This window comes from Aeromonas sp. R2-3, assembly GCF_040908375.1.
GTDB lineage: Bacteria > Pseudomonadota > Gammaproteobacteria > Enterobacterales > Aeromonadaceae > Aeromonas > Aeromonas veronii.
This window is the reverse complement of record NZ_JBFODP010000032.1, coordinates 450,551-470,788: the sequence shown is the minus strand read 5'-3', so window position 1 is coordinate 470,788 and position 20,238 is coordinate 450,551. Positions and strand designations below refer to the sequence as shown.

Annotated in this window: 17 protein-coding genes; 12 read left to right on the top strand and 5 right to left on the bottom strand. The window is 61.3% G+C overall.

Going from position 1 to position 20,238, the window contains the following annotated elements:
• The first annotated feature begins 9 nt into the window (after nucleotides 1–9).
• Nucleotides 10–777: a hypothetical protein gene (locus tag AB5Z02_RS19705; protein ID WP_123172955.1), complete on the top strand. Its 768-nt coding sequence runs from the start codon at nucleotides 10–12 to the stop codon at nucleotides 775–777.
• Nucleotides 778–867: 90 nt separating this feature from the next.
• Nucleotides 868–1,314, top strand: coding sequence for a hypothetical protein (locus tag AB5Z02_RS19700; protein WP_335819465.1), 447 nt, complete (start codon nucleotides 868–870; stop codon nucleotides 1,312–1,314).
• On the opposite strand, the gene AB5Z02_RS19695 is transcribed toward AB5Z02_RS19700, so the two are convergent.
• Genes AB5Z02_RS19695 through AB5Z02_RS19680 form a run of 4 tightly spaced genes read right to left on the bottom strand, consistent with a single transcriptional unit; the run spans nucleotide 1,292 to nucleotide 6,262 of the window.
• Nucleotides 1,292–1,768, bottom strand: a complete 477-nt coding sequence (locus AB5Z02_RS19695) for a hypothetical protein (protein WP_335819464.1) — start codon at nucleotides 1,766–1,768, stop codon at nucleotides 1,292–1,294. The two genes, AB5Z02_RS19700 and AB5Z02_RS19695, sit on opposite strands and share 23 nt — an antisense overlap.
• A gap of 11 nt (nucleotides 1,769–1,779) precedes the next feature.
• On the bottom strand, nucleotides 1,780–4,314 hold the full coding sequence (locus AB5Z02_RS19690; protein WP_368216778.1) for a hypothetical protein: 2,535 nt from the start codon (nucleotides 4,312–4,314) through the stop codon (nucleotides 1,780–1,782).
• Nucleotides 4,311–5,510, bottom strand: a complete 1,200-nt coding sequence (locus AB5Z02_RS19685) for a glycosyltransferase (protein ID WP_368216776.1) — start codon at nucleotides 5,508–5,510, stop codon at nucleotides 4,311–4,313. Before AB5Z02_RS19685 ends, AB5Z02_RS19690 begins: the two co-directional genes overlap by 4 nt.
• Nucleotides 5,507–6,262 (bottom strand): acyltransferase, encoded by a 756-nt coding sequence (locus AB5Z02_RS19680; RefSeq protein WP_368216774.1) that lies wholly within the window; start codon nucleotides 6,260–6,262, stop codon nucleotides 5,507–5,509. The genes AB5Z02_RS19685 and AB5Z02_RS19680 overlap by 4 nt, the downstream gene beginning before the upstream one ends.
• A 299-nt stretch (nucleotides 6,263–6,561) precedes the next feature.
• Here AB5Z02_RS19680 and AB5Z02_RS19675 point away from each other — a divergent pair, with 299 nt between their 5' ends.
• Genes AB5Z02_RS19675 through AB5Z02_RS19660 form a run of 4 tightly spaced genes read left to right on the top strand, consistent with a single transcriptional unit; the run spans nucleotide 6,562 to nucleotide 11,692 of the window.
• A complete protein-coding gene (locus AB5Z02_RS19675) occupies nucleotides 6,562–7,881 on the top strand; it encodes a lipopolysaccharide biosynthesis protein (protein ID WP_368216773.1) in 1,320 nt (439 codons plus the stop codon).
• On the top strand, nucleotides 7,869–9,275 hold the full coding sequence (locus tag AB5Z02_RS19670; protein WP_368216772.1) for an O-antigen ligase family protein: 1,407 nt from the start codon (nucleotides 7,869–7,871) through the stop codon (nucleotides 9,273–9,275). Before AB5Z02_RS19675 ends, AB5Z02_RS19670 begins: the two co-directional genes overlap by 13 nt.
• On the top strand, nucleotides 9,272–10,543 hold the full coding sequence (locus AB5Z02_RS19665) for a glycosyltransferase family 4 protein (RefSeq protein WP_368216771.1): 1,272 nt from the start codon (nucleotides 9,272–9,274) through the stop codon (nucleotides 10,541–10,543). Before AB5Z02_RS19670 ends, AB5Z02_RS19665 begins: the two co-directional genes overlap by 4 nt.
• 12 nt (nucleotides 10,544–10,555) lie before the next feature.
• Nucleotides 10,556–11,692: a glycosyltransferase family 4 protein gene (locus AB5Z02_RS19660; protein ID WP_368216769.1), complete on the top strand. Its 1,137-nt coding sequence runs from the start codon at nucleotides 10,556–10,558 to the stop codon at nucleotides 11,690–11,692.
• A gap of 49 nt (nucleotides 11,693–11,741) precedes the next feature.
• On the opposite strand, the gene AB5Z02_RS19655 is transcribed toward AB5Z02_RS19660, so the two are convergent.
• A complete protein-coding gene (locus AB5Z02_RS19655) occupies nucleotides 11,742–12,782 on the bottom strand; it encodes a diguanylate cyclase (protein WP_368216767.1) in 1,041 nt (346 codons plus the stop codon).
• A 1,242-nt stretch (nucleotides 12,783–14,024) separates the two neighbouring features.
• Here AB5Z02_RS19655 and hybO point away from each other — a divergent pair.
• The 6 genes from hybO to hybE are packed head-to-tail and all read left to right on the top strand — an operon-like array spanning nucleotide 14,025 to nucleotide 20,150.
• A complete protein-coding gene (hybO, locus tag AB5Z02_RS19650; protein ID WP_043819787.1) occupies nucleotides 14,025–15,158 on the top strand; it encodes a hydrogenase 2 small subunit in 1,134 nt (377 codons plus the stop codon).
• Nucleotides 15,159–15,160: 2 nt separating this feature from the next.
• Nucleotides 15,161–16,207, top strand: a complete 1,047-nt coding sequence (hybA, locus tag AB5Z02_RS19645) for a hydrogenase 2 operon protein HybA (RefSeq protein WP_346211847.1) — start codon at nucleotides 15,161–15,163, stop codon at nucleotides 16,205–16,207.
• Nucleotides 16,200–17,387 carry a Ni/Fe-hydrogenase cytochrome b subunit gene (gene hybB / locus AB5Z02_RS19640; protein WP_021230238.1) on the top strand — a complete coding sequence of 396 codons (1,188 nt, stop codon included), beginning with the start codon at nucleotides 16,200–16,202 and terminating at the stop codon, nucleotides 17,385–17,387. The genes hybA and hybB overlap by 8 nt, the downstream gene beginning before the upstream one ends.
• Entirely contained in the window at nucleotides 17,384–19,087 is a 1,704-nt protein-coding gene (hybC, locus tag AB5Z02_RS19635) for a hydrogenase 2 large subunit (RefSeq protein ID WP_368216765.1), read from the top strand. Before hybB ends, hybC begins: the two co-directional genes overlap by 4 nt.
• Nucleotides 19,087–19,617, top strand: coding sequence for a HyaD/HybD family hydrogenase maturation endopeptidase (locus AB5Z02_RS19630; protein ID WP_368216763.1), 531 nt, complete (start codon nucleotides 19,087–19,089; stop codon nucleotides 19,615–19,617). Before hybC ends, AB5Z02_RS19630 begins: the two co-directional genes overlap by 1 nt.
• Nucleotides 19,599–20,150, top strand: coding sequence for a hydrogenase-2 assembly chaperone (gene hybE / locus AB5Z02_RS19625; protein ID WP_368216761.1), 552 nt, complete (start codon nucleotides 19,599–19,601; stop codon nucleotides 20,148–20,150). The genes AB5Z02_RS19630 and hybE overlap by 19 nt, the downstream gene beginning before the upstream one ends.
• Nucleotides 20,151–20,238 lie beyond the last annotated feature (88 nt).

The following is a 20,238-nucleotide window of genomic DNA, read 5'->3' as shown; positions in this document are numbered from 1 at the left end:
GGAGTTGCGATGGAGATCCGTCCCTGGCAGTGGGCACCCAACTGGCTGCTACTTGGTTTGGCCAATCAGTGGGGCATGGTGTGGCTCAATATGGGCCACTTCAACCTGCTGGTAGTGTTGCTGATTGCTATCTGGTGGCAAATTGCATCGCGGGTTGCACCGAGCTGGCGCCCGCATCCACTGGCGCTCGCCCTCTTTATCCTGCTGATCCTGATCCCCAGCGCCAGCTGCAAGGCGCTGGCCTGTCTGCTGTTGGTGGCCTCGCTATGGCGCCGTCATCAGAGTGGCGATGAGCGGGCGGTGTTGCAGATTGTGCTCGCCTTTACCGTGGCGGTGTTGTGGGGGCAGCAGGTGTTTGCCCTGCTCTCCGGCCCTGTGCTGGCCCTCGATGCCTGGGGGGTAGGCCAGTGGTTGCAGCTGCTGGGCTGGGAGACTCGCCTTGATGGCAATCGCATCGAGCGGTTGGGGGGCCATGCCCTGATTGTGCTCAAGGGGTGCTCCTCGTTTTCTCAACTCTATCTGGTGGTGCTCTCCTGGCTGGTCTCCTGCTGCTGGCTGGCGCCGGAGCGCCCCCTCTACCGGCAGTGGCCCATGTTGCTGCTGGTTTGCCTGCTCTATATCGGGGCCAATCAGCTGCGGCTGGTGCTGATGAGCCTGGATCTGCGCTGGTATGGCTGGCTGCATACCGGCTCGCTGGCCCAGCTCTACCAGTGGGCCATCATGTTGCTGGTGATGACCATTCTCTTTATCCGGGGGCGCCGTGATGCGTCTGTCTAAGGGATATCTGCGGTTGGTGGCGTTATCAGAGCCGGGTGGTCAATATGATGCTGCTGGTGATGACCATCCTCTTTCTAAGGGGGCGCCGTGATGCATCTATCTAGGGGGTATCTGCTGCTGTTGCTGGTGGCGCTGCTCAGTGCTGCCGCCATGGGCTGGCGTTATCACAACCGGGCGCTCAATGAGGGAGCCAAGCCCATGTTGCTGGAGCTGGTCCAGTCGGGATGGCGCTTGCGGGTGGCTACGCCGGTATTGGGCGGCACTTATGTCAGCTATCAGCTGGCCCATCCTCGTTGTGATGGCCTGCTGCAGGCCATGCTGGTGGCGCCTGATAGCGAGGCGATGTCAGTGACGCTGGCGGGTGAAGGGATGAGTCAGGGGGTGATGTTTTTAGGCGAGTTGCACCAGAGCCCGCCGCTGCTCTCGTACCGTCTTACCCAGGGTTGGCGCAAATTGTGGGGGCTGGCCCCTTATCCCCTCTATCGGGTGGCTTTGCCGACCACCTGCCTCGGCCTTATTGCGCCGCCGCTGGCGTGACCGACCCCGATTCACCGTTTGGCAGAATGCGGATCAGCAAGGTATTGGGGGCCAGCATGGGGTCATAGCGGGGCTCCAGCTCAATGGCGCGAGCTCCCAGCAAGCGGGTGAGTGCGGTCAGCCGCACGCTCGCTATCCGCGCACTCTCCAGCATGTCGGTTTGCAGCCCAGGGCCGCTTACCAGCGCAATTCGGGCCGGATCCTTGCGTCCTAAAAACTGATGCAGCAACTGCTCCTGATCCGCTGGCAGTTGTGTCTCCGCTTGCTGGTACTGCAGTTGCAGCTGGGGCTGTTCGGCCATTTGCTGTTCCCGCAACTGGTTGAGGATCGGCAGGGTCTCATTGACCGGCTCCTGACGGGCGCAACCGGTGAGGATCAGCAGCGGCAACATCAGGGGCAACAGGCGGCGCAGGGCGCTGTCTTTGGCTGTGGAGCGGGGAGTCTGGTTGGCCATACGCAGTCACTTCAGGAGGATGAGTTGACACCAGTTTGCAATGTTTTCAATCCCTTGGCCAGTTGTTCAATCTCGCGGCGCCACTGGATCCAGGCGGCAGAGGGCAGTTGCTCTGCCACCTGCCAGCGGGTCGGCAGCTGATCCCGCAGGCGCTCCAGCAGCAGGGCGGCTTCCACCTGATAGCGGGCCTCCTGCTCCAGCCAGGCGAGCCAGCGCAGATCCTCGATGGCTTGCTGCAACAGCAACAGATCGTGGGAGAGGCGGTGCGCCTCGCAGGCTTGCGGGCCGAGCAGCATAAAGTCGCTCTCCCGCCCGTCGGTGGGGTCATAAGGCAGGGCGGTGGGCATGCGGCCATGCCACTGCAAATAGCCTTCGGCGCCGCTTTGCCACAGGTAAAACCCGGCGGCTCTCGGGGTGCCCAGATTGTAAAACCAGGGGGTGACCTTGTGCTGGCGCACCCGGGCCACATCGCCCTTGTCGGCGCCAAAGCCTGCGTTGATCAGGGCAATCTCCACCTCTGCCAGCAGACCAACCTGACCCGGATGATTGAAGTGACCTGCGCGGATCACCGCCGGATCCCGCCGTTTCATCTCCCGCGCCAGGGTGGTGATAGCGGGCAGGGTGGCGAGATCCGGCTCATCAAACAGGCTCCATGCCACTGGCGGCAAGCCGCTGGCAGTCAGCCCCTGTTGCCGCGCCTGCCACTGAGCAAGCTGGCTGGCAGGGTCGCCCCCCCAGCGTTTGAGCGGGGTATAGGCCAGCAGGGGTGGCACAAAGCCGAGCCCGGCCGCTTCTCCCAAGATCTCCCGCATCCCCGCCTCATCTTGTGGCAGGGCGGGTGAAAGGCCGCTGATCCCGAGCTTGGCGAGCCGCTGCAGATCGCAGCGACTGGCCTCGGCGATCTGCTCTTTTAACGCCTCGGGGTCGGGGCTCAGCCAATTCAGATAGGGGGGCGCTTCGACATAGATGCCGACCGGCTTGCTGGCCGCGGGCAGGGTCAGTGGCAGCACCTCGATAGTCAGTGGCAGCTGCACCAGTTGCTGCTGGCTCAGCAGCTGAATATTGCCGAGATAGCGACCGGCAGGCGCATCGCGGGGGATGGTCATTTGCAGCACCAGACGCCGTGGCACGTCTGCCAGCAGGGTGAGCCCGGCGACCCCCTCGACCAGCTCCTGATCCGAGGGGGCCAGCAGGGTGCCACTCGCCTGCGGGCGAACCAGATGCCACTTGCCGTAATAGGGGGTCAGCGCCAGCGGCGAGCCTGCCTGCTCGGGTGGCTGGATCACCAGCAAGGGGGCCGGATCGTCGGTGGCGGCGTGGATGGCAAACTCCAGCAACAGCTGGCTGCCACGGGCGGCCAGCACCGGTTGTGAAGCTTGCTGCAACGCATCGGCCGCAGATAGCGGGGCGATCTGCAGGGTTGGGGCGGCATCCGTAATCGGCGTGAGGCTCAGTTGCTGCGAAGCTGGGGCTGGGGAATAGGGGGCCAGAGTCCACTTTTCCAAAAACAGCTGGCGCTGCTTGGTCAGCACGCTTGCGGTAGCGTCGGCCAATACGGCGCGATCTTTTCCACTATTCGGGAGAGCCTCTTTGCTGGTGCTGGCCGGATAGGGGGCAAGCAGCAGCCCTGCCAGGTATTTGGCATCCGGTGAGTGACCTACCAGTGTGATAGTGATCGGGCCGCCGGGGTGGTTCAGGGTGACATGGACCGGGCCGCCCTGTCGTGCCCCGAACAGCTGCCAGGGATCCGGATTTGGCAGTGCCTCGCGAGATTGCCCCGCCAGATAGCGCTGCGTTAGCCACTCCTGCGGTTGCCACTGCTCGGCCCAGATGGGTTCGCCATTGACCAGCACGCTGCGCTCGAAGGGGTGGGGGAGGTACTCCCATTCACCGGGGTCATCCAGCCAGAGGGTGAGCTGGTAGCGTCCTTTGGCCAGGTCCAGCCGCACCCCGTCGAGATTGCGCAGTCCATCGCGAACCAGGGCATCGCCGGAGGGACGCAAGATGGGGGTGGGATGGCCAATCAGCCGGGGATCTCCCGGGCTCAGGGGCTCAAAGCCGGTAAAGCGGGGCGCAGCCGCAGCCCCCAGATCCAGCGCAATGGTGCCCGCTGGCAGAGTCAGACCGGGCTCCCAGTACCAGCGGCGAATGGTCAGCGAGGGGGCGTTATCGGCCATAAAGAGATAGAGCTTGGTGAGTTTGTCCAGCGCCAGCGCTCTGGGTTGGCTGGTGCGCCACTCGCTCAAGGCAAAGCGCTGGGTGAAGGGGCCGGGTGCGACAATCCGCTCCAGATTGACCCGGCTGCGGTAGTTGACCGAGGCCTCATCGTCGATACGCAGGATCAGGGTTTGCGGGCGGGCGCTGGGGTTATGGCCCTCGATCACCAGTTCATCATCGCTGCCCACCGGCCAGCTGTGGGAGCTCAGATCGAGCCGCTGGGGTGTCTGGTTGCCTGTCATGGGCAGCGGGGTCAACCCCTCCAGCCGGGTAGCGGCTATTGCTGCATGGCAGTAGAGCAGGATAACCAGCCAGAGCCCTCTGCTCATCCAGCCAGCCCCTTTAGCCAGTTGTTCAGCTCGGCAGCCTTGTGATCCCAGCTTTGCAGGGCCACCTGCTGCTGGCGAGTGTGGCGCCCTTCGCTGCGGGTGAGCCCCTCCCAGCCACTCTCCTGAAACCAGCCCGGATTGGATTGATCAAAGGCGGCCCGGTTGATGGCCTGGGCCAGGCTCTCCCCATCGTGGGGGAGCTGGATCTGATCCCGATAGCCATCGAGGGCCGGAAAATCGGTGCTGACGATGGGTCGCCCTGCGGCCAGATACTCGCGCAATTTCAATGGATTGCAGGCACGGATCTGGGCGTTGTCGACAAAGGGCAGCAGGCTCACCTGCCAGTGCTGGGCATAGGCTGCCAGCGTGTGATGGGGACGGGGCCCCAGCAGATGGATATTGGGGAGCCCCTTGAGGGGGGAGATATCGGTCTGGACCGGGCCAATCAGCACCAGATCCCAGTGGGGCAGGGCGGCCGCCGTCTCTGCCAGCAGGGGGATATCAATCCAGTCGCTCAGACTGCCGTAAAATCCGGCAATGGGGCGGCCGGAGGGGAGATCCGCCGGACGTTCTCTGGGGGGCATAAACAGCTCGAGATCCACGCCGTGGCTGAGGAGCCGGGTTTTATGAGGGGGAAAGCGGCTGGCCAACGCGGGGCTGGCGGCCAGAATGAGATCCGCTTTTTCCACCAGTCGGGCTTCGCAGTGGGCAATGGCTTGATGATCCACCCCCGCCAGCGCCGAGAAGTCATCGCCGCAGTAGTAGATCACCGCCCTCTCATCCAGCTTGCCAATCAGATCGACGGCGCTGGGCAGGGAGATCCAGAGCAAGGGGCGATCCAGCTCGGGCAACTGGCGCCGGATCTGCGCCGCCAGCCAGTGGCCATTGATCTTGCCCGCCAGCCGACTGCCGGGCAGCGGCAGGGCGAGCGGCGGCAGAACCCGGGGGCTGCTGACCTCTGATGGCGCAACCGACTGGCCGCCAGCATGGCGCGCGCTGCGCAGCACGGCCCCCAGTTTGCGGACGATACGAGTGAGATCATGAAGGGTAAAGCGGGGACAGCGCATGCCGATGGAGTTGACCCAGAGCACCTGATAATCGGGCAACAGACGCTTGATCAGGTGCTGGGTGCTGGAGGGGTGCTGGCCCCAATCCTCTCCCAATACCACCAGTTGCGGCAATGAGTGTGGTTTCATGCAAAGGTCTCCGAAGCGTGTGCGAGGTCGCTGTGATCTTGTGGCTGCAAGGGGCGCAGTACGGTGGCTGGTACACCCGCTGCCAGCACACCTGCAGGCAGATCCCGAGTGACGACGCTGCCTGCGGCGACAATGGTACCGGCGCCTATGGTGACACCGGCCATCACCATCACCCCGGTGCCGAGCCAGACATCCTGCTCCAGCACAATGGCCCCCACCTGTTCATCGCGATCCGGCAGGCCCCGGGCGCGATCGCGGGCGTTGACCGGGTGCCCCGGGTAGCCCGCCAGAAAGGCACGCCCTGCAATCCGGACGTTATCCCCCAGCACTATCTTGCTACCCACCGCCAGGGTGGTCTGCCAGCCAATGCCGACATTGCGGCCAATCACCAGCTTTGGCGTCTGGCTCGATGCCCGGCCGCTGATGGTCATGGCGGCGCTGAGGCGGCAGTCGGCACCGATCTCGATGGTGACCGGACCGCTGATATAGGGGATGCCGCCATAGAGATAGAGGCGCGGGGCGGGGGCCGTCAGGCGAGATTGAAACAAGGGGGTCCACCAAAGGGTGCGGGTCAGGGTTGCCAGCGCGTTGCTGCCCAGCAGATAGAGCCGATAAAGCAGCCGATGCACGGGAGGGATCACGGGGAATGACCAGTGGCGGGCACTTTTGGCCAGTCGCCATACCCGGCGAGCCAGTGGCGTTTCCCCCTGTTTGGCCCAGCTTTTCATCCGGTGCAGGTTGATGGTGTTCATGGCGACCTCTCCCTCTGGTGCAGTCCGTTGCTCGCTAAGCAGAAAGCAGGGATCGGGCCAACAGGACGACCCCAGCGGGATCGGGCCAAATGGGGCTAAGAGGTGGGGCAGATTGCGCCGGTCGGTGCAATTTGCAGCCAGCGTTGTGCAAAACGCAAATGCCAGTCTCATTCTGGGCTTGTTCAGGCCGGTTAAGCCGCACAGAGGGGCTATCGCTTCAGGGCGGGAGTGAGTGGCGTGGGCTTTGCATTAGCGGTAGCTGACCCGGAGCGGGATGCTTCGGGTGGCTGGGAGGCCCTATGAAACTTGGTGTGAACCAGATTGCCATGCTCTATTACGCCGGCGGCTTGCTCCTGATGAAGGGGATCTCCCTGCTGATGCTGCCGGTGTTGACTCATCAGCTGCTGCCTCGTGAATACGGCCAGCTGGAGGTGCTGCTCACCCTCATCAATCTGGGCTCCCTCATTCTCGGCTTCGGGTTGGTGGATGCCCTCTACCGTTTTGCCGGATTGGCGAAAGATGAGCAGGAGCGCCAGCAGGTGGTGGCCCGCATGTTTGGGCTGGTCTGGCTGATCGCCCTGGCCAGTCTGATGCTGCTCTGGCTGCTGGCACCTGTGGTGCAAGCCTGGCTGCCGGTGGAAACCCGCCTTGCGGATGTGCGCTGGGTGCTTTGCGCCCTGCCGTTTGAAGGGGTGATCGGCGTGCCACTGGCATGGCTGCGCATGCGCAATCAGGCCCGGCTCTTTTTCGTGGCGACCGCAGGCAAGGCGGTGATCCAGTCCCTGCTGACTGGCTGGTGGCTCTGGCTCGGCTGGGGCGTGAGCGGGGTGCTGGCCTCCGGCACCCTGACCTGCGTTGCACTGGCGTTGCTGCTGAGCCTCTGGCAGTGGCGAGATAGCGGGATCCGCTTTGACTGGCAGCACTATCGGCCGCTGCTGCGCTATGGATTGCCCCTGGTGGTGAGCGGGCTGGCAGGCTTTGCCCTGAGCGGACTGGATCGCTGGCTGCTGGCCGATGTGGTGGGTGAGGCGCTGCTCGCCTACTACGCGGTGGCGGGCAAGCTGGCGCTGGCAGTGGGACTTCTGCTGCAACCCTTTGCTCTCTGGTGGTATCCCCGCCGTTTCATGCTGCTGCGCGAACCGGATGGACTGCGACTCAATGCCCACTACAGCGTGATGGGGTCGGTACTGGGGTTTGTTACCGCGGGGATTGTCGGGCTCACCGCCCCCTTGCTTATTCGCTGGCTGACCCCGGAGAGCTATCACGGGGCGATCGCCTATATTCCGCTGCTGGTGCTGGGCATGGCGGTGCGCAATGTTTCGGACTTGCTCAATGTCGGCTGCTTTAGCGGCGAGAAGAGCAATGCCCAGATGGTGATCAATCTGGGCTGCAGCGCTCTTGGGGTCGCAGGCTTTCTGCTCGCCATCCCCCCCTTCGGGGTTGCCGGGGTGATCTGGACCCTGCTGCTGGTCTATCTGGTGCGGGCGCTGGCCTTTTATCTGGTGAGCCAGCGGTTGCTGCCGCTGCCGTATCGCCTCTCGACCCTCTGGGCCAGTTCCCTCGGGGCACTGGCGATGGTCTGGCTCGGCCAATGGTGGGCAGGATCATGGCTCGTCTAACGCCGGCCATCTGGGCAAGCGCCATCTGTCTGGTGCTGGCTCTGCTCTGGTGGCGGCTGCCCCATCCCTTGCTGCTGCCGGTGCTCGGCCTTGCCATTCCCGCCATCTGGTTTGCTCTGCGCTGGCCTTTCTTGATGGTGCTGGGGTTTGTCACCTTCTCCTTCTTTCGGCTGCATGAGGTATTCCCCCAGCTCTATCCCCTCAAGATCCCGCTGCTCTTCTCGCTGGCCGCCATCGGCGCGCTGGTCTGGCACATTTTGCTGACTGGCCGGATCAAGCCCTACTGGAGTCCAGCCCTGAGCTGGCTGACGGCCTTCTTTGTGATGGTCTCCATTGGTGTGCTGTTTGCCAGCAACCGGGGCGAGGCGATCGCCACCTGGACCGGCAGCTATAGCAAGATCTATCTGATGACCCTGGCCTCCGCCTGGCTGGTGCGCACTCCGGGGGATTTTGCGCTGGCGGTGCGCACCTTTGTGGTAGCGGGCTGTCTGGTGGCGCTGGTGGCCCTCTACAACAAGGCGAGCGGGATCGGGCTGGTGGAGGGTACCCGGGTGACCATAGGGCGCGAGCTGGGCTCTGTGCTGGGTGATCCCAACGATCTGGCTCTGGTGCTGCTCTTTCCTGCCGGCTTTTCATTGAGCTTGCTGCTCAATCAGGGCAATGGGGTGGGGGGGCGTTTGCTGGGGGGGCTTGGCTTTGCGCTGACCGCCGCCGCCATTATCGCCACCCAGAGCCGCGGTGGTCTGCTGGGTATCTGCGCCGTTGGTGGCCTGTTTGCCTGGCAGCGGGTGAAGTCGAAAATCCTGTTGATTTCGCTGGGGATGGTCGCGCTGCTGGTGCTCTTTGCCGCCGCCGGGATCAGCGACCGGGCATCTGGCGGCGCCGCCGAGAGCGGGGTCGATGCCTCGGCCATGGGGCGGATCTACGCCTGGCAAGCGGCCTGGGGCATGGCGCTGGGCCATCCGCTGGTGGGGGTGGGCTTGTCCAATTTCTATTACAACTATTTCTTCTACAGCCCCCATTGGGATGGACTGAATCATGCGGTGCACTCCACCTGGTTCGGGGTGCTGGCTGAAACCGGCTTTGTCGGGCTGGCGCTGTTTATCGGCATGGTGACGGTGACCCTGCGCAGTTGCTGGCGTTGCCAGCTTGCTGGCATGCCTCCTGCAGTGATCACGGCGATGCAGGGGGTGATGACCAGCATGGTGGGGTTTGTGATTTCGGGATCCTTCCTGACCCAGGGGTTTACCTGGCCCATCTATCTGGAGTTGGCGCTGGCCGTCGCCGCCATCAAGTACGTGCAGCATGCGGCCACAGAGGTGAAGGCCACCGCTGAGGATCATCAGAAGGCAACCCGGTTGCCGGCAGTGCCACCAAAGGGAGCAAGAGGATGAACGCAACCCCTGTTTTGCTGGTTCACTACGGAGAGGACTGGATCCGCGGCAGCGAACGCTGCCTGCTGGATCTGCTGGCCCACCTCGATCGCAGCCGGTTTACGCCCCTGCTCTGGTGCAATAGCCCGACGCTGGCGGCAGAGGCGGCCACCCTCGGGGTAGAAACCATGGTCGAGCCGTTCAGCCTGCTGCTGGGATGGCAGGCGCCCCGCTTTGATCTTGCTGCCCATCGGCGCCTCTCCCGGCGAGCCAGAGAGCTCATCACCGAGCGGCAGATTGGGCTGGTGCATGCCAACAGCGCGGCCCCTTGTCAGTGGCTGGCGGGGGTCTGTCGAGTGTTGCAGGTACCGCTGGTGTGCCACCTCCATGCCCGTTACCAGCCAAGAGACAGATTCAGCCTGCGGGTTCATCAGGCAAGCGTGCTGATCGGGGTGAGCGAGCCGGTGTTGACCGGTTGGCGCCAGGATGGCTGCACGGCCGAGCGGTTGATCCGGATACCCAACGGGGTGGATGCCGCTCGCCTGAATGGCGGTGCTCACTGGCCGGTCGTCGGCATGCTGGGCTTGCCACCGGGGGATATGATCATCGCAACCGTTGGCTCCCTGATCAAACGCAAGGGGATTGATCTGCTGATCCGCTCGCTGGCTGCCCTGATGGCATCGGGGGAGGAGGCTCAGTTGCTGATTATTGGCAGCGGTCCGGAGCGGGAAGCATTGATGGCGTTGGCTGTCGAGCTCGGGGTGGCCGAGCGTGTCCACTTTCTTGGCGAGCGGCCGGACAGTGCCGCTATCTTGCGAGGCGGGGTGGATCTGCTGGTCTCCGGAGCCCGTGAGGAGGTGTTTGGTCTGACGTTGGCGGAGGCGGGCATGTTGGGGCTCCCGGTCAGTGCATACCGAGTGGGCGGCATCCCCGAAGTGGTGGAAGAGGGGGTGACCGGTTTGCTGGCAATCCCGGGGGATTGGGCCGAGATGGCTGATCACTGGCGGCAATTGAGCAATCCGCAGCGCCGATGTGAAATGGGGCGGGCCGCTAAGTTGCGTGCCGCACAGTTGTTCACGGTGGCGCGCTACGTTGACGGGGTCACGGCGGTGTGGGACGCCGCGCTGGCTGGTCGTTGGCACGCAACGGCCCCCACACCCTTCCGACCACTCATTCACTGGGCGGGGCAACGACTCCTTGCCAGAGGGCGCAATATGCTGGCGAGTGGGATGGCAAGAGTGGCGCAAAAAGTGCAGTTGGGGTTTGGCCGCCGCAAGGTACCAGAGTAAGGGAGCAGCAAGATGAGCATGCAAACTGAGCCGGTGTTTGGAAAGGTCATCGTCGTGGATCCCATCCCGTTTCGCGGTGGCTCCAAGGTTGCGACCGAAGTGCTGCTCGATGAGTTGGCCAAACGGATGCCCGGGCTCACATGCCATGTGTTGACCCAGGATCCCGACTCCTGGTCCCGTTGTCAGCATCATCCCCTTTGGCTGCCCCACATATTGAAGGGGCGTGAGTCCGGCATCGGCTATCTGCTCAAACAGGGGTGGCAGACCCTGCTGATCCTCTGGCTGGTGTTGCGCTTGGGGGAGGTGAAGTGCCTGGTGGCTGCGTCCGGGCCGGGAGTGGATCTTTGCTGTTACTGGGCGGCCCGCTGGTTGCGGTGCCGGGTGGTTCAGCTGATCCATGGCCCTGTGGGGTGCTCGGGGCTCTCTGCCAGAGCTTTGCAACGGGCGAGTTTTGTGTTTTATCTCGAATCAACCCGCAGCTCCCTGGCGGCATTGCTGGCCCGGCTTGGCGAGACCGAGTTCCCGTCACACTGGCAGCCATTTACCAATGGTTTGAGCGAGATTGATTGGCCCAAAGCGACTCTGGGGGGGCCTCGTATTTTGTGGGCGGCCTCGTTGCTGCGCTGGAAGGGGCTGGAGACCATGCTGGCCGCCCATCAACTGATCCCTGACGCTCGCCCCGAGCTGATGGTGTGCTATCTGCAGCCCAAGGGCACGCTGCAACCCTGCAGCCAGCCTCAGCCACAGCTGCCAGATACACACTGGTATGCCAACCCCGCCAATCTTGACGAGATCCGAACTCAATGCGGTATTTTTGTCTCCACCAGTCATCAGGAACCGTTTGGCCTCTCCATTCTGGAGGCTATGGCGGCAGGATTATGTGTAGTGATCCCGGCCGATGGCGCCTGGTGGGACCGACACCTCACCGATGATGTGAATTGCCGCAAATATCAGCCAAACGATCCCGGCGATCTGGCGCGGGTGCTGGCCAGCCTCAATGCGATGCCCGACGTGGTCAAGCGACTTGGCCATCATGCCCGTCTGCATGCCATGGTCCATTACAACGCGGCAGATACCTATCAAAGCACACTGGATCAGTGGGAAGGTATGTTGCGATGGGATGCGTTGAGCCTTGCCGTGCATGGTTAGCGCGCAGTGGTTCCCCACGGGGAGGATGGGGTGTATGAGGGACTTATGGTCAGACTGGTTGCGGGAGGCTGGGTGACTCCGCCACTCTGATGCAGTTACGGCCGGATGATTTGGCGGTGTAGAGCGCAGCATCAGCCAGTTTTACCAGTTTAGACGGCTGCCAGTGACTCGATGGTCTGAGGCAGGCAACACCCATGCTAACGGTCACCAGACCGGTGGCATTTTGTGCGTGTGGCTGCGCGAGTGCAAAAATCAGCCGCTGGATATGTTGGGCAATTTCATAGGCGGATTGACGCTCGACATGTGGCAGCAGGATGACAAATTCCTCTCCGCCGTAGCGAGCCACCAACTCCCCCGAGCGGCGCCCGGATTGCGCCAGGGTATGGGCCAGCAATTGAAGGCACTCGTCACCGGCAACGTGGCCATAGAGGTCGTTGAACTGCTTGAAATGATCGATGTCGAGCATGATGAGCGCAATCGGCATCTCTGTCTGAATACAGCGCTCCCAGGCCTGGTTCAATGAGTTGTCGAACAGACGACGGTTGCCGATATTGGTTAGCCCGTCGGTATTGCTGAGCGCTTCCAGTTTCCGGTTCGCTTCCGCCAGCTCCTTGGTTCTGAGCTCGATAATGAGTTCCAGCTCATGTTGGCGCTCCTCCAGACTGGTCATCGGGTAAATTTCGCTTTCCCGAGCCGCACTGTAAGGGATGGAGATACTGCTGTGAGCAATTTTCCACGCCATGGCTTCGTGTCGAAAAATCAGCACCAGTCTGGCGGTTCTGCGGGAGAGGATAGGTTCTGATTTTGGTAGATGGATATGGAAGAAGGCGGTGACCGCCACCACATCAGCGGCCAGATCTTGCAGGGTTACATCGAGTATTTCCAGACGGATCCTGCCCGGGATCTGGGCAAAATCGCGGCGGGTTATCCGGATCCACTCATCTTTATCGGTAACCAGAACATCACTGCTGCCGGCAAAGCCGCTGAAATTGTCGCTAAACCGCGTGGTGAGCCGATCATCCCGTGATGAATATAGCTCGATGTACTCATCAAACAGTGAGCGGATCAACTGTTCCCGTTCAGTGGTCATTGCGCTGGGTCCATGTGAAGTGGTCACGTTTTTCAAACGTTCGATTGAACTATAGTCAATTATGTCATTTTAATTGGCTATCTATCTTGATTTTTCTCGTTTTTTTGTTCAATTCCCGCACTTGGCAAGTGTCCGTAGGGCCAGCCAGAAACAAGGCTCCATGGCGTGGTTATCAGAGGCAGTCAGGGGTAGGCATCTCTCTGAAACTGCGGCCGCTGCGGGCTGAATTTCACGAGGTGAGCTGGGCTGTCAACGAGTTCGAGTTCGATCAGGCAAGGTAGTTGCTGGAGCCACTGCTCGGCTGATGATTAACACCCTTATCGTTTGTCATGTTTATCGTCATCCCAACTCATTTTTTGGGGTTGCCATTGAACAAGAATAATTATCATCTTTATCGATGGGGATGGATATTTACGTTCTGGTTAATTACGCATGGTGACGTGAAGGTAAATAGTGTGAAGGTGGGCGGTAACATCTGTAACCGGATGAGCGAATGCATCGCGAGTTAAATATGATCACTATGTTGCAGGCAGCCTTCCACCTTGCCTTTTCTCTCACCATTAATTTGAATGCAGATTCACGATGATGCGTAAACATATCCGTGATCGCGATATTTTACTCACCAGCATCCAAGACAATAAAGAGTGGGGGAGGTCATACTGATATGCATACCTCGGCGGCATCTTTTCATTAAGCGGTGTTAAACGTCAGGGAGGACAAGCGGGGTTGTACTGTGTGGGCTAGCAGGAGCAATCATCGCCCTGCAGCGTAGGCAAGATGCAAGCAGACATCAAGCGACATGCAGGCCGTGCTTGCTACCGGTGGCATCTAGCCATGAGGTCGTCTGGTGTGGGGAGGCAAGTCAGGAGGTTGTCCCGTGGATGACTGTATGGAATATGCAATGAGATGAGTAAAGATATATTCAATGGATCATTTATTGGTGGGTATCAGTATTTTGAAATGAGCGGTATAGCCAAGATTTCAATCATGTTAATTTGGCTCACAGTGAACGAGAGGATATGTGGTGATTAATTATTTAATATCCAATTAAGTTCATAAAATTTACGGGGATGCTAAATATCCCTTTAGGGGTAATTAATTTCATTTGTGATGTGGCTCGCTATGGAAATAGGGGTAAGCCGGTCGAAATTGATAGAGATCAATACTGCAGGGTGGGTGAGTCCTTAGCATTTCCGCTATTAAGCATTTATCAAACAAGTGCTCACTACGGGAATAAGAAGAATGGTCGAGGATAATTTTTTATCGGCTCATGGGATTAATCGCCGTGATTTTATGAAATTGTGTGCCGGGATGGCCGCAACCCTGGGATTAAGTCAGCATGCCGTCGCCAAGATGGCCACTGCGCTCACCAGCCCCGAACGGCCGCCGGTGATCTGGATTGGGGCGCAGGAGTGCACCGGTTGTACCGAATCGCTGCTGCGCGCCACCCACCCCACCATCGAGAACCTGATCCTCAACACCATTTCGCTGGAGTACCACGAGGTGCTCTCGGCGGCCTTTGGTCATCAGGCTGAAGAGAACAAGCACAACGCCATGACCCGCTACAAGGGCAAGTATGTGCTGGTGGTGGATGGCTCCATTCCGCTGAAAGATGGTGGCGTCTACTGCATGGTGGCCGGTGAGCCCATCGTCGACCATATTCGCCGTGCCGCCATTGACGCGGCTGCGGTCATCGCCATCGGCTCCTGTGCTGCCTGGGGCGGTGTGCCTGCCAGCGGCGGCAATCCGACCGGTGCCGTCAGTCTGGAAGAGGCCCTCGGCAATATCGGCACCCCGATCATCAATATCCCGGGCTGCCCGCCCAATCCCCACAACTTCCTCACCACGGTTGCCTACTACATCACCTACGGCAAGCTGCCGGCGCTGGATAGCAAGAAGCGTCCGCTGTTTGCCTATGAGCGTCTGATCCACGAGAACTGCGAGCGTCGTCCGCACTTCGACGCAGGGCGTTTTGCCAAGGAGTTTGGTGATGAGGGTCACCGTCAGGGTTGGTGTCTCTACCATCTTGGCTGCAAGGGGCCGGAGACCTACGGCAACTGCTCGACCCTGGAGTTCTGCGATGTGGGCGGCGGCATCTGGCCGGTCGGCATCGGCCACCCCTGTTATGGCTGCAATGAGCAAGGGGTCGGTTTTAGCAAGGGGATCTTCCAGCTCGCCAAGGTCGAGAACCCGACCCCGCGGGTGGATAAACCCGATGTGAAAATTCAGGAGGGGGGCTATACCTCGCCCACCGCGACTGGCCTGATCGGTGGCGCCCTCGGGGTGCTGGTGGGGGTGAGTCTGATGACGGTGCGTGAACTCGGTCGCCAGCAGAAGCGCCACGAAGCCGGGCAGCACCCATCACGGGAGGAGTAACCGTGAACAGACGAAACTTCCTCAAATTCGCCTCCGTCGGTGCGCTGGCGGCGGGCACAGCCGTACCCGGCACCGCACTGGCGGCGGCCAAGAACAAGCCGCCCATTCCCGGCGCGCTCGGTATGTTGTATGACTCTACCCTCTGCGTCGGCTGTCAGGCCTGTGTGGCGGAGTGTCAGCGCCTCAACGGCAACCCGGCCAATCCAGCCGGGGCGCAGACCTGGTCCAACAACGACAAGCTGACCCCCTACACCAACAACATCATTCAGGTGTGGAAGAGCGGCACTGGCGAGCACAAGGATCAGCTGGTGGATGGCTACGCCTACATCAAGAAGCAGTGCATGCACTGTGTCGATCCCAACTGCGTCTCTGTCTGTCCGGTGCAGGCTCTTAAAAAAGATCCCAAGACCGGCATCGTTCACTACGACCCGAGCGTCTGCACTGGCTGTCGCTACTGCATGGTGGGCTGCCCGTTCGATGTGCCCAAATATGACTACGACAATCCGCTGGGGGCGATCCACAAGTGCGAGCTCTGCAACCAGAAGGGGCTGGAGCGGATTGATCAGGGCAAGTTGCCCGGCTGTGTCGAGGTGTGCCCCACCGGCGCCGTGATCTTCGGCACCCGCGAGGAGCTGATGGCAGAAGCCAAGCGTCGTCTGCTGGCGACTCCGGGCAGCGAATATGCCTATCCGCGCCAGACCCTCTCTGCCAACGACCCTTACCTGCACGAGGTGCCCAACTACCAGCCTTACGTCTATGGCGAGAAGGAGGGGGGCGGCACCCAGGTGCTGGTGCTGGCCGGGGTGCCCTATACCAAGCTCGACATGCCCGATCTGCCGGAGCTCTCCTCCGGTGCCCGCTCCGAGCATATCCAGCACACCCTCTACAAGGGGATGGTGCTGCCCATGGTGGTGCTGACCGGCCTTTCGGTGCTCATTCGCCGCAACACCAAGAATGGTCACGATCATCATCATGACGATGGTCATGATCAGGGGGGTGCGCAGATCAAGGATCAGGGCACCACAAAGGGAGGCAAGGATCATGAGTAACCACAAGGCGTATCCCCTCGGCGGCAAGCTGGTCAGCTGGCCTGTGCTGGTGCTGGCCCCCTTTGCCGTGCTGTGCGGCATGTTGATTTTAAAACGCCTCGTCTTCGGGCTGGGTTCGGTCACCGATCTGAATGGCGGCTACCCATGGGGGCTCTGGATCTCGTTCGATCTGCTGATCGGCACCGGTTTCGCCTGTGGCGGCTGGGCGCTGGCCTGGGCTGTCTATGTGTTCAACCGGGGCGAGTATCACCCGCTGGTGCGACCGGCCCTGTTGGCGAGCCTGTTTGGCTACTCGCTGGGCGGCCTCTCCATCACTATCGACGTGGGCCGTTACTGGAACCTGCCGTACTTCTACCTGCCCGGTCACTTCAACACCTCCTCGGTGCTGTTCGAGACGGCGGTCTGCATGACCATCTATATCGGGGTGATGGCGCTGGAGTTTGCTCCCGTGCTGCTGGAGAAGTTCGGCTGGAAGGCGTCACTCATTCGCCTCAACAAGATCATGTTCTTCGTGCTGGCGCTGGGGGCCCTGCTGCCCACCATGCACCAATCCTCCATGGGATCCTTGATGATAGTGGCGGGGGAGAAGATCCATCCGCTCTGGCAAAGCTACGAGCTGCTGCCGGTCTTTTCGCTTCTGACCGCATTTATCATGGGCTTCTCCATCGTGGTATTTGAGGGCTCCTTGGTGCAGGCGGGACTGGCGGGGCGGGGCCCCAACGAGAAGTCGCTCTTCTACAAGCTGACCCAGGTGATCGACATCTTCCTGATCCTGTTTGTGGCGCTGCGCTTTGCCGAGATCGTCATCCACGACAAGTCGGAGTATCTCTCCGAGTTCAATCGCTTCTCCATCATGTTCTGGAGCGAGATTGCGCTGATGATCTTCCCGCTGCTGGTGTTCCACTGGGACAAGAGCCGCCGGGATTCGCGCATGTTGTTCCTGGGGGCCCTCAGCATGCTGCTGGGCGCCGCCCTCTGGCGGCTGGATTACTCCCTGCTCGCCTTCAACCCCGGCAATGGCTACCACTACTTCCCCTCCGCGGAGGAGGTGCTGATCTCCCTGGGCTTTGTTGCCATCGAGGTGTGTGCCTATTTGCTGTTGATCCGGCTGCTGCCGGTACTGCCATCACTTGAACGTGTTCACCAAGATTATCAGGCCCGAGGGAAAGCCAACGTATGAGCCAACGTATCACCATAGACCCCATCACCCGCATTGAGGGGCACCTGCGTATCGACTGCGAAATCGAAGGCGGCAAAGTGACCAAAGCTTGGTCGTCCGGCACCATGTGGCGCGGGATGGAGGAGATCGTCAAGGGCAACGACCCGCGCGATGCCTGGATGATAGTGCAGCGGATCTGCGGGGTATGTACCTCCATTCACGCCATCGCCTCGGTGCGGGCCGTGGAGAATGCCATCGGCGCCAAGGTGCCGGTCAACGCCCAGTTTATCCGCAACCTCATCATCGCGGCCCACAACATCCACGATCACATCGTCCACTTCTACCAGCTCTCCGCGCTGGACTGGGTGGACATCACCGCGGCCCTTGAGGCCAATCCGCAAAAAGCGGCGGACATGCTCAAGGGGGTATCAGCCTGGTCCCTCAACAGTGCCGATGAACTGACCAAGGTGCAGGACAAGATCCGCGCGCTGGTGGCGAGCGGCCAGCTCGGCATCTTTGCCAACGGTTACTGGGGTCACAAGGAGATGAAGCTGAGCCCGGAGGTAAACCTCATCGCCGTGGCCCACTACCTGCAGGCGCTGGAGTGCCAGCGCGATGCCAACCGCATTGTCGCCATCCTCGGTGGCAAGAGCCCGCACATCCAGAATCTGGCGGTGGGCGGCGTGGCCAACCCCATCAATCTGGATGCACCGAGCGTGCTCAACCTGGAGCGCTTGCTCTATGTGAAGAGCTTTATCGACCGGCTTGGCGAGTTTATCGAGCAGGTCTACAAGGTAGATGCTGCCATCATCGCCGCGCACTACCCCGAGTGGTTGCATCTGGGGCAGGGTGCCAAGCACTACCTGAGCGTGCCGGAGCTGCCCACCGACGCCAACGGTGGCAGCTTCCTGATGCCGGGCGGCTATATCGAGAATGGCAATCTGGCGGGTTATCGCCCCATCGAGAGTCATCAGGATGGCTGGCTGATGGATGGCATCGCCGAGAGCAACAAGCACGCCTGGTACAAGGATGACGCCCCCCTCAAGCCGTGGGAGGGCAAGACCGAGCCGAACTACACCGGCTGGCAGGATGACGGCAAGTACTCCTGGGTCAAGTCTCCCACCTTCTATGGCAAGGTGGTGGAGGTGGGGCCGCTTGCCGACTTGCTGGTGAAGCTTGCCGCCAAACACCCGGAGACAGTGGAACATTTCGAGCAGTTGAACGGCATCTACAAGGCGCTCACCGGCTCTGCCATCAAGACCGAACAGCTGCACTCCACCATGGGCCGCATCATCGGCCGTGCGGTGCGCTGCTGCGTGCTCAAAGACACCCTGTCCCATCAGTGGAAGGCGCTGGTGGACAACATCGGCAAGGGGGACACCACCGCCTATATCAAGGCGGAGATCCCGGCGGACAAGGAGTTTCGCGGGGTGGGCTTTGAAGAGGCGCCGCGCGGCATGCTTTCCCACTGGATCGTCATCAAGGGCGGCAAGATCGAGAACTATCAGGCGGTGGTGCCGTCGACCTGGAACTCGGGCCCGCGCAACTTCAACGATGAACCCGGCCCCTACGAGCAATCTCTGGTGGGCACCCCGGTGGCGGATCCCGCCAAACCGCTGGAGGTGGTGCGCACCATCCACTCGTTCGATCCCTGCATGTCCTGTGCGGTGCACGTGGTGGATACCCAGAATGGCGAAACAACTCAGGTGAAGGTGTTGTGATGAACATCCTGATCCTGGGCGTCGGCAACCTGCTCTTGAGCGATGAGGCGGTGGGGGTTCGCATCGTCGAGGCGCTGGGGCGCGAATACCGTTTCTCCCCCGGTATCGAGCTGCTCGATGGCGGCACCGCCGGCATGGAGTTGCTCGAAGCGATGGCCAGTCGCGATCACATCATTCTGGTGGATGCGGTGCGCAGCGGTAATCCGCCGGGCACAGTGGTGACCCTGAAGGATGAGGAGATCCCGACCCTGTTTGGCCGCAAGATCTCCCCGCACCAGCTGGGGCTGGCGGATGTGCTCTCGGCGCTGCATATGACGGGGGAGTCGCCCAAGCGGCTCACCTTGATCGGGGTCGAGCCCGAATCCCTCGAGCCCCGCATCGGCCTCACCCCTGTGGTGGCAGCCGCCATGGGGGAGGCGAAGGATCGGATTTTGACCCTGTTGGCCAGTGTCGGTGCCCCCGCCATCCCGCTCTCTGAGCAGGAGAAAGTTGAACAAGCGCGGGAGGGCCTATGGCGCAGTCCCATTTAAGCGAGGTTGAGAGAGTGCTGGAGAGAGTGCTGGAGAGAGTACCGGAGACGGCACAGGAGTTTGCCGGTTTTGCCCGCGATCCCGCGCCTCTGCTGGTAGCCCAGTATGAGCGGATCGCTCGCGAAGAGATGCAGGCGTTGCCCTTCTATCACCCGGACATGCCAATCGTTGCGGAGTGCACGTTGTTTGAAGGTCAGTGGCTCGGCTGTGTGCTCACCCCCTGGATGCTGAGCGTGGTGGTGCTGCCGGGACCGGATCAGCTTTGGCCGGTGCGCAGCAGCAGCGATCGGCTCGCCCTGCAGCTCCCCTGCGGCAACATGACCTTCATGGTGGGTGAATTGCCCGAGACGGGACAGCTGCTGGCTTGCTCCCTGATGTCGCCGCTCGATCCCCATCTCGGTGCCGAGCAGGGACGGGCGCTGGTGAGCAGTACCCTCAAGATGCTGCTCTCCTTGCCTGTGCAGCAAGGGGCTGGCGGTGTGGATCTGGGTCGCAGACGGCTATTTGGTGCCCGGCGCGGTCAACCGGCATAGTCGCTAGGTTTCACGCGAAATCAAGTTTAGAATAGGGGGCCATTTTGGCCCCTCACTCCCATGTTAAGACACGCATTCCACCTCTTTT